General features: G+C 64.4%; 12 protein-coding genes. 4 read left to right on the forward strand and 8 right to left on the reverse strand.

The annotated features are described in order from the left end of the window. Positions 1-4: 4 nt before the first annotated feature. The 8 genes from BTJ49_RS04900 to BTJ49_RS15450 all read right to left on the reverse strand — a co-directional run bounded on the left by BTJ49_RS04900 (position 5) and on the right by BTJ49_RS15450 (position 8,040). The gene (locus BTJ49_RS04900) at positions 5-1,219 is read right to left on the reverse strand and encodes an MFS transporter (RefSeq protein WP_113064248.1); all 1,215 of its coding nucleotides are present in this window, start codon (positions 1,217-1,219) and stop codon (positions 5-7) included. 96 nt (positions 1,220-1,315) lie between these two features. After that, the gene (locus tag BTJ49_RS04905) at positions 1,316-1,867 is read right to left on the reverse strand and encodes a DUF2726 domain-containing protein (RefSeq protein WP_113064249.1); all 552 of its coding nucleotides are present in this window, start codon (positions 1,865-1,867) and stop codon (positions 1,316-1,318) included. Positions 1,868-1,923: 56 nt separating this feature from the next. Continuing rightward, positions 1,924-2,178 (reverse strand): DUF2164 domain-containing protein, encoded by a 255-nt coding sequence (locus BTJ49_RS04910; RefSeq protein WP_113064250.1) that lies wholly within the window; start codon positions 2,176-2,178, stop codon positions 1,924-1,926. Between the two features lie 274 nt (positions 2,179-2,452). Beyond that, on the reverse strand, positions 2,453-3,328 hold the full coding sequence (locus tag BTJ49_RS04920) for a lysozyme inhibitor LprI family protein (protein WP_168184667.1): 876 nt from the start codon (positions 3,326-3,328) through the stop codon (positions 2,453-2,455). A 119-nt stretch (positions 3,329-3,447) separates the two neighbouring features. Further along, on the reverse strand, positions 3,448-4,860 hold the full coding sequence (locus BTJ49_RS04925) for a leucyl aminopeptidase family protein (RefSeq protein ID WP_113064252.1): 1,413 nt from the start codon (positions 4,858-4,860) through the stop codon (positions 3,448-3,450). A gap of 143 nt (positions 4,861-5,003) precedes the next feature. Beyond that, a complete protein-coding gene (locus BTJ49_RS04930) occupies positions 5,004-6,104 on the reverse strand; it encodes a substrate-binding domain-containing protein (RefSeq protein ID WP_168184668.1) in 1,101 nt (366 codons plus the stop codon). A 112-nt stretch (positions 6,105-6,216) separates the two neighbouring features. Beyond that, on the reverse strand, positions 6,217-7,608 hold the full coding sequence (locus BTJ49_RS04935; protein ID WP_113064560.1) for a DegQ family serine endoprotease: 1,392 nt from the start codon (positions 7,606-7,608) through the stop codon (positions 6,217-6,219). A 246-nt stretch (positions 7,609-7,854) separates the two neighbouring features. After that, on the reverse strand, positions 7,855-8,040 hold the full coding sequence (locus tag BTJ49_RS15450) for a hypothetical protein (RefSeq protein WP_146742273.1): 186 nt from the start codon (positions 8,038-8,040) through the stop codon (positions 7,855-7,857). Positions 8,041-8,076: 36 nt separating this feature from the next. Between BTJ49_RS15450 and BTJ49_RS04940 the strand changes: the two genes are divergently transcribed. From BTJ49_RS04940 to BTJ49_RS04955, 4 genes are all read left to right on the forward strand, one after another. After that, a complete protein-coding gene (locus tag BTJ49_RS04940; protein WP_113064254.1) occupies positions 8,077-10,224 on the forward strand; it encodes an adenosylcobalamin-dependent ribonucleoside-diphosphate reductase in 2,148 nt (715 codons plus the stop codon). Positions 10,225-10,538: 314 nt separating this feature from the next. Next, entirely contained in the window at positions 10,539-11,267 is a 729-nt protein-coding gene (locus BTJ49_RS04945; RefSeq protein WP_113064255.1) for an NrdJb, read from the forward strand. 88 nt (positions 11,268-11,355) lie between these two features. Next, positions 11,356-12,243 (forward strand): HipA domain-containing protein, encoded by an 888-nt coding sequence (locus tag BTJ49_RS04950; RefSeq protein ID WP_113064256.1) that lies wholly within the window; start codon positions 11,356-11,358, stop codon positions 12,241-12,243. Continuing rightward, entirely contained in the window at positions 12,240-12,968 is a 729-nt protein-coding gene (locus BTJ49_RS04955; RefSeq protein WP_113064257.1) for an HIRAN domain-containing protein, read from the forward strand. Before BTJ49_RS04950 ends, BTJ49_RS04955 begins: the two co-directional genes overlap by 4 nt. The last annotated feature ends 295 nt before the right edge of the window (positions 12,969-13,263 follow it).

Below are 13,263 nucleotides of genomic sequence, written 5' to 3' on the forward strand. Positions count from 1 at the left end.
TTCGTCAGCGCGGTCGGCGTTCGGTCAGGAAGTACAGCAGCGAGAGACCGGGAAGTACCAGACCGGCGCCGAGGGTAAGCGGCCAGCCGCCATGCGCATAGGCCCAGCCGCCCAGTGCCGATCCAACCGCGCCGCCGACGAAGAAAGTAGCCATGAACAGGCCGTTGAGGCGCCCGCGCTCGGCCGCGCCGAGGCTGTAGATGGCGCGCTGGCCCAGCACCAGGTTCGCGGTCACGCTGAAATCGAGAAGCACGCCGGCCGCGGCCAGCGTCACCAAGCGCAGATCGCCGGCGACATGGCCGACGTAGGACAGCGCCAGCGCCAGCATGGCGCCGAGGATGGCCAGTGCCGTGGCGCCATGGCTCCAGCCACGGTCGGCGATGCGCCCGGCGATGGGTGCGGAGATCGCCCCGGCGACGCCGACTAGCGCGAACACGGCGATGCCGTTCTGCGACAGTCCGAACGTGTCCGCCAGCTGCAGGGGCACGGCGGTCCAGAACAGGCTGAACGCACCGAACAGGCCAGCGTGGTACAGCGCGCGCCGGCGCAACACCGGCGTGTCGCGCATCAGGCCCGGCAGCGAGGCCAGCAACGCCGCGTAGCTCATCGTCTGTTCGTGCGCGTGACGCGGTGGCATGCGCCACCGCAGTAGCGCGGCCAGCGCCGCCATCAGCGCTGTGGCCAGGAAGAACACGGCGCGCCAGCCGAACGCGTCGGTGAGAAAGCTCGCCAGCGGGCGCGCGAACATGATGCCCAGCATGATGCCGCTGACCACATTGCCGACGACCTGCCCGCGCCGCTGCTCCGGAGCGAGATGCGCGGCGTAGGGCACCAGCACCTGGGCGCCGACCGCGCAGATGCCGATCAGCATCGCGGCAATCAGATAGGTGTCCGGTCCCTGCGCGAAGGCAGCGGCGAGCGAGGCCAGCGCGCACAGCAGTACCAGGCCGACGACCAGGCGGCGGTTCTCCAGCCGGTCGCCGAGCGGCACGATGAACAGCAGGCCGATGCCGTAGCCGGCCTGGGTCAGGGTCACGATCAGGCCGGCGGCCTCGGCCGACAGTCCCAAGGCGCGATGGATCGGACCGACCAGCGGCTGCGCGTAGTACAGATTCGCCACCAATAGGCCGCAGGCGGCAGCGAGCAGTACGGTCAGGCCGGCGGAAATGCCTCCGGCCGCGTCGTCCGGCGACGCGGAGGAAGTCGAGGATAGGGTCATGCAGCGATTCCGAGGCGAGAGGGCAGTGCGGGATTTCTGCGTCCCATTATCGCGCAAGGACGGTGGGGCGATGCTAACCGGACCGGACCTGTCTTTTCAGGGAGCGAGCGGCGATGCGGGGTGAGGCGCATCCGTCGATGTCACCGTCGATGCGGGCGTGATGCAGGAACGGAAGCGCTCGCGCAGTTCCGGCAGGGCGTAGCCGTGCCGCGCCGGAACGTTCAGCAGCGGAAGGTCGATCACGCGGCATACATCCGCGACCAATCGGTCGCGCCGTCGCGCACGCGCACGGTTGTGCGAGGCGTCATCGAGTTCCACCGCGCAGACGACCGAGAGATCGTCCGCGCGGCACACCACGAAATCGAAATGCTTGAAGGCGATCCGGTTCAGGGCAGCCTGCCGCGCCGATGCGCCCAGACCGCTGCGCACCGTGGCGATGTCCGCGATGCGCACTTTGCCGAACACGCGGTAATCCCTGCCGACGGCGGCATCGAGCAGGCCGAGAAACGAGCGCTCCGCCGGGGAGAACAGTGTCTTGCGTGCTCGGTAGGGAAGTCCCACCGAGCCGCTCGCGACACGCTTGAAATACGTCAGCGCGATCAGTGCGATCAGCACGACGGCAACAAGCAGGATCGGGGACGTCAACATGGCTTGGTCACTCCTTTGGCCGCGCCGTCGCGTTTTCGATAGGAGAGAGTGCGCGGCTATTTCCTGAATTCGGTCGGTCGTTCCAGTTGTCCGATCGCGTCCTGCACATCGTCGAGGCGCGCCGACAGGGCCGTCTGCGCATCGTACAGGCCGCGATTGTAGAAGTAGGCGCCGATGTCCTCGGCGAAGAAGTCGAGCAGGAACTCGGCATCGAACTGCCCAATCTCCTGATCCAGTTCCTCGGAGAAATAGCGCTTGATGCGACCAATGATTCGGTCCTTTTCTTCGCGTGAAAACGTGATCGGACTCATGGCGTTTCGTGACGGGCGATGGCTTTGCGGTCGAGTGTACGCGGTCAGGACGGTGTGCCGTCCGGAATATCGGGTTCGACCCGGTGAGCCAGCAGCGTCAGCGATTCCTGCCCGCCCAGATAGCCGGTCTCGACTGGGATCGCGTCGGGCCGCCCCTCTCCTGGACGATATTCAGTTCCGTGCCCAGAGGCTTGCCGGTGGCGCGCGGTCGATGCAGTGCAGACGGACGGTTCTGGTCATGGCGGGTTCCTTGTGGCCGTTGCGCGCGGTCGATTCAGCGTGATGGGACGATCTCGCAGTGCACGAGGGCGGCGCCGTGGCCCCAGACCAGCGTCATGTGACCATCGCGCAGGACGATGCGTTCGTTGCGTCCCCGGTAGATCTCGGGAGACTCGGCGAACATCAGCGATGTCTGGTCGCCGCGTTCGGCGATCAGCGTGCGCGGTCGGGTCTCGAAGAACGTCACCACGACTTCGTTGGCGCGCTGGCCGTCGCAGGCGTAGGTTTGCGGCCCCTTCGACGGCACCAGTCGGTAGCGCGCTTCCAGCTCGGCGATGCGTTGCAGGTAGGCGCTGCGCACGCAGCTGGGTCGGTCGTCGCTCTTCCAGCAGTCGTCGCGGCCCTTGATCCAGCCGCGTTGCTCGGCGCGCAGTTGCGCCTGCATGCGCGCATCGACCTTGTTCGAGGCGGCGGTGTAGAGGAAGGCCAGCTTGCGGTCCAGATCGGACAGCGCCGGTTCCCGGCAGATCAGCGCCTCGATGCTGCCCGGCTGCACCTTGGCGCAATCGAAGGAGGGGCCGTTCGACACGTGCTTCGCGTCTTTCGTGGTGGCGATCTTGGGGGTGGCGATGCGCTGGCGCACGCGGGCGTCGATGGCTTGGCACCAGGCTTTGCTGCCGCGGGCGGGCAGGTTGGCGTCGCCACGCAGTCCGAGACGGAATTCCAGCGCCGACTGCCACTCCGCCGAACCCACGTCGGGTCCGTGCTGCTGCGCATCGCGGGTGGACACATTGCGGTCGACCCAGTGATACCAGGCCGGTGTACAGACCTGCGTCGGTGAGGGCGCGGCGGCGTGCGCATCGGCGCGTGCGCCGGAGGCGAATGTCGGTGCGGTGAGCAGAACCAGCAGCAACGGCAGCAACCGGATCATCGGAGCCTCTGCCATGACGGGAGAAGCTGACAGTATCCCCGCCCTCGCACCGTGCGCAAGCGCGTGCCGCACGCATCGCGGACGTCGCGGGAGCGACGTCCGCATGTCGGAGCGCGGTGTCAGCGTTTGCGGCTGCGCGGTTTGCTGGCGCGCTGGGCCTTGCCGTAACGCTTCTGCAGGAAGGCGAAGAAGGCGCGCAGGCTCTGCGCCTCGCCGCCGCGCGGGCGGCCCGGGCGATGGCTGTCGTTCCAGGCATAGACGTCGACGTGCATCCAGGGCGTGGCCTCGGGCACGAAGCGTTCCAGGTACAGCGCGGCGGTGATCGCGCCGGCGTGACGCGAGGCGCCGGAATTGGCGAAGTCGGCCAGATACGAACTCAGCATGCTGTGGTACGGCCGCCACAGCGGCAGTCGCCACATCGGGTCGTGGGTGGCCTCGGCGGCTTCCAGCACACCCGACGCCAGCGGCTCGCGATTGGTGAACAGCGCCGGCAGGTCCGGCCCCAGCGCCACGCGCGCGGCGCCGGTCAGGGTGGCGAAGTCGACGATCAGGTCCGGGTCCTGCTCGCCGGCGTAGGCCAGCGCGTCGCACAGGATCAGGCGACCCTCGGCGTCGGTGTTGTCGATCTCCACCGCGTGGCCGGCGCGCGTGCGCACCACGTCGCCGGGGCGCAGGGCGTTGCCGGACACCGCGTTCTCCACGGTCGGGATCAGCAGGGTCAGGCGCACCGGCAGCTTGGCCGCCATCACCAGGCTGGCCAGGGCGATGGCGTGCGCCGAGCCGCCCATGTCCTTCTTCATCCAGCGCATGCCGGCGGACGGTTTCAGGTCCAGGCCGCCGGTGTCGAAGCACACGCCCTTGCCGACCAGGACCAGCTTCGGGTCGGTGGCCTTGCCCCAGGTCATCTCGACCAGGCGCGGCGCACGGTGGCTGGCGCGACCGACCGCGTGGATGGTCGGGAAATTGGCCTTCAGCAGCGCGTCGCCGACCCATTCCTTGACCTTTGCACGATGCGTGCGCGCCATGTCCTTGATGGTCTGCGCGATCTGCTCCGGCCCCATGTCCTCGGTCGGCGTGTTGACCAGATCGCGGACCAGGCCGACGGCCTCGATCTGCGGCTTCAGCGTGTTCAGGTCGGCGCGCGAGACCACCAGCTGCGCCGGCACCGGCGCGCTCTTGCGGTAGCGGTCGAAGCGGTACGCGCCCAGCGCCCAGCCCAGCGCCGCCAGCTGCGGGTCCACCGCGACGCCTTCCTCGGCCAGCCGGTAGCGGCCGGCGGGCAGCTGCTGCGGCAGGCCGGCGAGGGCCGCCAGTGGCTGCTGCGGGTCGACGCCAACCAGCACGCGCGCCAGGCCGTTCTTGTCGTCGGGAATCAGCACGGCGCTGCCGCGCGAAGGCTCGAATCCGGAGGCATCCAGCCAGCGGCGCGCCGCGGCGCCCAGTCGGCGTCGGCAGGCGGCGATACTCTGGCGGTCGACGGCCTCGATCGGCGTGACGGCGCCACGGCCTCGGTATTCGATCAATCCGCTCATATGCCCAACTCCTTCTGCGTAGTGCTGTGTGCGAAAGGACAAGCATACCGCGGTTGCCTGCCTGGGCATGCAGCGTCAGGGCGCCGTAAACGACGACGCCCGGCGCGATGGCCGGGCGTCGAAGGGCGTACGGATCGGGGAGATCAGCCCTGCTTGTCGCTTGCCTTGCGGGTGGCGGCGGCATTGGCCGCATTGGAGCGTTTGGCCGCCTTGCGGTTTTCCGCCTCACGCGCCTGCTTGTCGAGCATGCGATCGCGCGCGGCCCGCGTCAGCGGCGAGGTCGGCGCGATGGCCGTGCGCGAGGTGTAGGTGGCGCGCGGGGCGGCGGTCGGGCCGTTGTGGATCACGCGGCCGACCGCGTCGGCGATGTTCGCCATGCGTTCGTCGTCGCCCTGGGCCAGCGCCGTGCCGTCGGCGTAGGGCAGCAGATGATGCTTGCGCAGGATGCGTTTGCCGGTGGCGCTGGCGGTGAAATCGATGAAGGCCTGCGCGCTGGGGTTGTGCTCGTCGTTGCGCGTGACCAGGTATAGCGGCGTGTACAGCGGATAGCTGCCGTTGGCCACGTGCGCGGTGCTCGGACGCACGCCGCTGATGGCCAGCATCTTCAGCTTGCGGTTGCCGTGCACGCCGGACAGCGTGCTGACGCCGAGTCCGTCCGGATCCAGCTCCACGGCTTTCTCCAGGCTCTTCACGTTGATGTACAGGCGCGGTGCGGCGACGGGCTGGTTGCCCCGCCCGTACAGCAGGCGGCGCAGGCTGAATTCGACGCCGTCACTGGGACTGGCCACCGCGTAGACATTGATCGGGCGATGCGGGCCGCCGAGCTGGCTCCAGTTGCGGATCTTGCCGAAGTAGATGTCGTGCAGCTGCTTCAGGGTCAGGCCGCGCACCGGGTTGCGGTGATTGGTGATGATGACCAGCGCGTCCCAGGCCACCGGCGTGAACTGCAGCGACTTCTCCTCGGCGCGGCGCGGCGCGACGCCGCGCGCAGTGCCGGCGATGTCGACCTGTCCGTGGCTGAGCTGATCCAGCGCCGAGATGGTGTTGAACGGCTCCAGCGTCACGCGCGCGTGCCCGCTGCGCCGCCAGGCCGCGGCCATGTCGTCGACGAAGGCGCGCGCGGTGGTGACGTCGCCGCGCCAGGTCAGCGTGTGGCCGGCCGGGGCGCGGCCGCCGTGGGCGAAGGCGCTGCCGGTGACGCAGGCCAGGGCGAAGGCGGCGATGTAGCGGAATCGGATCTTCATACGGGACAGGCAGATCATGGGAATACAGCCACGATTATGCGGTCCGTCGCTGTATCCCGCATGTCTAGCGCGTCACGTTGCGTTCATCCACGGGCGGTGGAAGTGCTTGAATTCAGCGCAGCATCACAAAACGCAGCCGGTTTCCGTGTACCACCGTCAGCACCAGCCGCGAGGGGTGGAATTCCTTCAGCAGCTCGCGCATCTGCCGCAGCGTGGCGATGCGCTGGCGGTTGACGGCGATGATGACGTCGCCCTTCTGCAGTCCGCTGCGGGCCGCGCGGCTGCCGTCCTGCAGGGTGTCCACGCGCGCGCCGTACAGGCCCTGGTGGCGCTGATTGCGGGTCAGGCCGCTCAGACGCACGCCGTCCAGGCGCGGGTCGATGCTGGCGCCGTCGGCGTGCGCGACCTGCTCCGGTTCGATGCGCGAGGTCACGTGCACGGTGCGGCCGTCGCGCAGCAGGGTCAGGTCGACCTGGCTGCCGACCGGCAGTAGGCCCTCGCTGTTGTCCAGATCGCGCGGGCCGCGTACCGGTTTGCCGTTGATCGCGGTGAGTACGTCGCCGGCCTGCACGCCGGCCTTGTCCGCCGGCGAGCCGGTCTGCACCCGCGTCACCGCGACGCCCTGCGCGCGCTTCAGGTGCAGGGCGCGGGCCATTCGGTCGTTGATGGCCTGCACCGACAGCCCCAGGCTGCCGCGGCGCACCTTGCCGTACTTCAGCAACTGCTGCATGACCTCGTGCGCGAGGTTGGCGGGAATGGCGAAACCGATGCCGGCGCTGGCGCCGGACGGCGAATAGATCATCGAGTTGATGCCGATCAGCTGGCCGTTCAGGTTCACCAGCGGGCCGCCGGAATTGCCCGGATTGATCGAGGCGTCGGTCTGGATGAAGTTCTGGTAGGTGTCGCCCAGCCCGCTGCGTCCCAGCGCCGAGACGATGCCCGAGGTCACGGTCTGGCCGAGGCCGAACGGGTCACCCACCGCGACCACGAAGTCGCCGACCTGGGTCTTGCCCGAATCGGCCAGCGGCAGCTCGTCCAGGTTCTGCGCGGGAATCTTCAGCACCGCGATGTCGGTGTCCGGGTCGGCGCCGACCAGCTTGGCCTTGAAGTCGCGGCCGTCTTTCAGCGTGACGGTGATGTCGTCGGCGCCAGCGATGACGTGGTTGTTGGTCAGCACGTAGCCCTTGGCCGCGTTCACGATCACGCCCGACCCCAGGCTCTGCTCGACGCGCTCGCGCGGCGGCGGGCTGCCGAAGAACTGGCGCAGCACCGGATCGTTGAAGAACGGATTGCGCTCGCGCACCAGCGTCTTCGAGGAAATGTTCACCACCGCCGGGGTCACCTGCTTGAGCATGGGCGCCAGCGACGGCACGGGCTGGCCGTTCACGGCGGTCGGCAGCGCCGCGTGGGCGGTCCCGGCGGGCAGCGCGGCAACCAGTGCGGCGAGTCCCAGGCAGAGGGCGAGAAACGTGGATGAGAGGCGCGCCGGTGCGGCAGCTTGCATGGTCGTCTCCTTGGGTGTGTCGGTCGCGGGCGCGGGGCGCCCATGGAACATGGACTGTGGAACCCCTTCCGGAGTTTCTCAAGGCGCGGACAAAACCGTCCCGGATGCCTCCCGAGCGCCGCTTTTCTTCAGCATTCAGGCCCCTGCGCAGCCTCCCGATCACCTCGGCCATTTGGATGCTTTACAAGCGCCCACCGCAGGGTTAGTGTTGTCTCTCGCGAGCGATCACAACATCTTGTGTCCCATTCACGAGTACGCCGGATCAACGTGCAGCACGGGCCTCAGGCCCACGGGGGATGTGCGCAGTGACTTCCAGGGTTCGCCAGCGATAACAGGAATTTCCGTCGATGCGCTCGCTCCGTGCGTGCGCAGCGACACCGCTTCGCCGCCGGTTCGCACGCCGGCGGACCAGAAAAACAAGGCCAGATTCATGCATGTAGAGACCATCGGGCGGGGGGCTTCGGAACAATGAGCACGGCACGCAAGAAAGCCATGGGCACCGACATCACCGCCATTCCGCTGCAGCCGGCGTCCCAGGACATCTGGGACAAGAAGTACCGCCTCAAGGCCAAGACCGGCGAACCCGTCGACGTCGAGGTCGACGACACCTGGAAGCGCGTCGCGCGCGCCCTCGCCGACGTCGAGACCACTGACGAACTGAAGCAGACCTGGTACGAGAAGTTCCTGTGGGCGCTGCGCCATGGCGCGATCCCGGCTGGCCGCATCACCTCCAACGCCGGCGCGCAGGAGCACAAGCCCAAGACCTCGACCATCAACTGCACCGTGTCGGGCACCATCACCGACTCCATGGACGACATCCTGGACAAGGTGCACGAGGCCGGCCTGACCCTGAAGGCCGGCTGCGGCATCGGCTACGAGTTCTCCACGCTGCGTCCGCGCGGCGCGTACGTGTCCGGCGCCGGCGCCTACACGTCCGGCCCGCTGTCGTTCATGGATATCTACGACAAGATGTGCTTCACGGTGTCCTCCGCCGGCGGCCGCCGCGGCGCGCAGATGGGCACCTTCGACGTGCGCCATCCGGACGTGCGCGAGTTCATCCGCGCCAAGCGCGAGGACGGCCGCCTGCGCCAGTTCAACCTGTCGCTGCTGATCACCGACGGCTTCATGCAGGCGGTCGAGGCCGACGCCGACTGGCCGCTGGTGTTCCCGGTGCACATCAAGGAACAGCACGAAGTCGACCTCAACGACGAGTCGCAGGTGGTGTGGCGCGAATGGCCCACGCACGCCGACTACGTCGACCGCGAGGACGGCCTGGTCGCCTGCAAGATCTACGGCCACGTTCGCGCGCGTCATCTGTGGGACATGATCATGGTCTCGACGTACGACTACGCCGAGCCGGGCTTCATCCTCATCGACCGCGTCAACGAGATGAACAACAACTGGTGGTGCGAGCACATCCGCGCCACCAATCCCTGCGGCGAGCAACCGCTGCCGCCGTACGGCTCGTGCCTGCTGGGCTCGGTCAACCTGACCATGTTCGTGCGCGACGCCTTCGGTCCGAAGCCGCGCTTCGACTGGGACGAGTACCGCGAGGTGGTGAAGATCTTCACCCGCATGCTCGACAACGTGGTCGAGATCAACGGCCTGCCGCTGCCGCAGCAGCGCGCCGAGATCATGAACAAGCGCCGCCACGGCATGGGCTTCCTGGGCCTGGGCAGCACGCTGACCATGCTCAAGCAACGCTACGGCTCCAAGGAAGCGGCCGAGTTCACCGAGCGGGTCGCCCGCGAGATGGCCGTGGCCGGCTGGGAAGTCGCGCTGGAGCTGGGCGAGGAGAAGGGCGTCGCGCCGGTGCTGGCCGACGAATACACCGTCACCGCCGAAATGCTGCGCAAGCGTCCGGAGATGGCAAAGGACGGCTGGACCGTCGGCGGCAAGATCCGCGGCTCCGTGCTGCACGCCAAGTACAGCCGCTACATGCAGCGCATCGCCGAGGCCGCGCCGGAGCTGGTCGAGAAGCTTGCCGAACAGGGCGCGCGCTTCACCCACCACACCTCCATCGCGCCGACCGGCACCATCAGCCTGAGCCTGGCCAACAATGTCAGCAACGGCATCGAGCCGAGCTTCGCGCACCACTACTCGCGCAACGTCATCCGCGAGGGCCGCAAGACCAAGGAGAAGGTCAACGTGTTCTCCTTCGAGCTGCTGGCCTACCGCGCGCTGATCAACGCCGACGCCATGCCGTACTCGGACGACCCCAAGGCCAAGCTGCCCGACTACTTCGTGGCCGCCGACGACATCTCGCCGACCCAGCACGTGGACATGCAGGCCGCGGCGCAGAAGTGGGTGGACTCGTCCATCTCCAAGACCGCCAACGTGCCCACCGAGTACCCGTACGAAGACTTCAAGGACATCTACGTCTACGCGTACAAGCAGGGCCTGAAGGGCTGCACCACGTTCCGCTTCAACCCGGCCGCCTTCCAGGGCGTGCTGGTCAAGGAATCGGACCTGGAGAACACCACCTACCGCTTCGAGCTGGAAGACGGCACCGTGGTGGAAGCCAAGGGCAACGAAGAGATCGAATACGACGGCGAACTGCACACCGCCGCCAACCTGTTCGATGCCCTCAAGGAAGGCTATTACGGCAAGTTCTGAGCACCCCGTCATTCCGGCGAACGCCGGAACCCAGCGCCTTGGGACCACGCAAGTGCGCGCAGTCACTGGGTCCCGGCCTTCGCCGGGATGACGACAAAAAGTTTTGGACATTCCCCAAGGGGGAAGCCGAGGCAGCGGCAAGACTGCCGACAACGAGGCGACGGGCAAGAACCCGACGCCGGGACGGCCGCCACCGGCGGCTACCGAGCCCACTGCCAGCGCGGTCGCAGCACCGGACCGCGAACACTGAGCCCGCTTCGGCATGGTGCCGGGGCGGGACCTCTTTCCGGCAGGGCGAGACAGGAACCACCGACATGACCATCAAGATCGAAAAGAAAATCAAGGGCTACCAGGTCGTCAAGCCGGACGACAAGCCCGCCGAGACCCCCAAGGCCGCCGCCAAGCCCAAGAGTGCCGGCGCCGAGGTCATCCAGATGCACGAAAGCGTGGAGCGCCCGGAGGTTCTGGTCGGCTCCACCTACAAGATCAAGTCGCCGCTGTTCGAGCACGCGCTGTACGTCACCATCAACGACATCGTGCTCAACCAGGGCACCCCGCACGAGCAGCGCCGCCCGTTCGAGATCTTCATCAACTCCAAGAACATGGACCACTTCCAGTGGATCGTGGCGCTGACCCGCATCATGTCCGCGGTATTCCGCAAGGGCGGCGACGTCACCTTCCTGGTCGAGGAAATGAAGGCCGTGTTCGACCCGCGTGGTGGGTATTTCAAGGCGGGTGGGGTGTACATGCCGTCCATCGTCGCCGAGATCGGGTCTGTCATTGAGCAGCATCTCAAGCTGATCGGCATGATCAAGGACCCGGATATCAGCGATAGTCAGCGGGCGTTGATGGAGGAGAAGCGGGCGGCTTACGAGAGTGGGCAGAAGACGGCTGAGGATACCGATATGCCGGCTGCTGAGAGTGCCGAGGGTGGGGCGTTTCCGGCCAGTGCGAGTCTGTGCAGCAAGTGCAATACCAAGGCGCTTGTGCTGATGGATAATTGTCAGACTTGTTTGAATTGTGGGTATTCGAAGTGTGGGTGATGTGAATTGTTGATGTAAGAATCAAGGGCGGCCGATGTGCCGCCCTTTGTCTTTGTGATAGCTGCTAATTGGTGTTTAGGTAACTGATATGTATCAAGTTATCCAGGTTCCCAAAGGGGCTCCAGAGCAATTTGAACAGCTTGGTACAAAGAGTAAGTTCTGGTTTGAGAACGAGGCGTTTCTCTTCAAGCGAGGCCGACAAGGGACCGGAGAGAACTGGGCGGAAAAGGTGTCTGCTGAAGTTGCCAGTGACCTAGGCTTGCCCCATGCTTCCTACGAGCTAGCTACGTTTGATCAACACCAAGGCGTTGTCACCCCTAACTTCGTTCCAGAGGGGTGGCGCTTAGTGCATGGGAACGAGCTTATCGGGGTCGTCTCGACCCGTGAGACAGCGATGGGAGAACTTCGGCGACGAATGCACACGGTTCGTCGCGTTTATGCATTGCTGAAGCACCCGAACATTCTCGTTCCACCAACCTGGAACCAACCGGATGCAATCACGAATGCTGCGGGTGTGTTCGTGGGATACTTGATGTTAGATGCATTGATCGGAAACCAAGATCGACACGAAGAAAACTGGGCAGTATTAGTTGGATCCCAACAGGTGCGTCTATCGCCAACGTTCGATCATGCGTCAAGTCTTGGCCGGAATGAATCTGATGAATTTCGGCTTACTAGGATGGAGTCGATCGATACAGCTAGATCAGTAGATGCCTACGTACGTAAAGCAAAAAGTCAGTTGTACGATCTTGCAAAGAAGCGCCTACGAACACTGGAGGCATTCCGAGCGTTTGCTGAGTTAGAGCCTGAGGCTGGGGCCCACTGGCAGGAGCGTTTGAGGCGTGTCAGTGAAGAGAGGCTTCGTGAAGTTATCAGTGAAGTGCCAGAAGAATGGATAACTGAACCGGCAAGAGATTTTGCGTACGAGATGATGAGAATTAACCGTAAATTAATTTTGGCTGAGACTTTCCAATGAAAGCCCTTTTCCTTGCATATCAAGATCAGGAAACGCGTCACTGGTTTCCAGTGGCGCGTTTAACGAAAACCGAAACAAATTACCATCTTGTGTATACAAATGGGGCTCGTGAGTTGGAAGGTTTCTCTGGTTTTGGCAGGATGAGTAATCTTGAGGAAGAGTACGTTTCAACGAAGCTTTTCCCCTTATTCACCAACCGCGTGCTTCCGAAATCACGTCCTGAGTATATGGAATATTTAAGTTGGCTTGGCCTTACGCCAGAGAGCCATAGTGATTTGGAGGAGCTTGCTCGAACCGGGGGGCTGAGGGCCACAGATTCATTGGAGCTAATCCCCTGCCCGGAGCCAAATGAATCGAATGAATACGTCGCTTATTTTTTCGCTCGCGGCATTAGACATTTTCCAGATGAAGTGGGCGAGAGATGTAAAAAGCTCGAGGTCGGAGGTCGGTTGTATTTGATGAAAGATTTTCAGAATCCTCATGACCCGTTCGCTCTCTTATTGCGTACAGATGATCCAGTGTCTTTAGTTGGGTACGCACCAAAATACTATGCAAAAGATTTTAATGTTCTCGCAGATGATAGCGATGAGGTCCAGGTTTTTGTAGAAAAAATCAACTTGTCTGCACCTATGCAATATAGGGTTCTTTGCAAAATCGTCGCTCCATGGCCGAAATTCTTCGCAGCTTGCAATTCAAAAATTTTCCTTCCTGTTGGGCATAATTAAGGATGGAAAATGCGAAAAAGGGGGGCGGAGGCAATTAAATCGAGATAATTCCCACCGTCCCCTTTGATTGAGCGTTCTTCTTTTGCCTCAGCTCGGAAGTGTGTCCAAAAAACGGTTCCAGGTACACATACACCCGTTTGAATCGGGATGTCAAAAAACAGTGACAGGTACACTTGATAAAAACGGTTCCAGGTACACTTCCGGCAGTAAAGAAAAATGGTGTCAGGGACCATTTCCCGGCAGGGTTCTCATCGATTCCAAAGCGCCTGGTGAGGTATTGCTCGGTGGCGTGGTC

Origin of the sequence: Oleiagrimonas sp. MCCC 1A03011 (assembly GCF_003267965.1) — a bacterium.
GTDB classification, from domain to species: domain Bacteria; phylum Pseudomonadota; class Gammaproteobacteria; order Xanthomonadales; family Rhodanobacteraceae; genus Oleiagrimonas; species Oleiagrimonas citrea.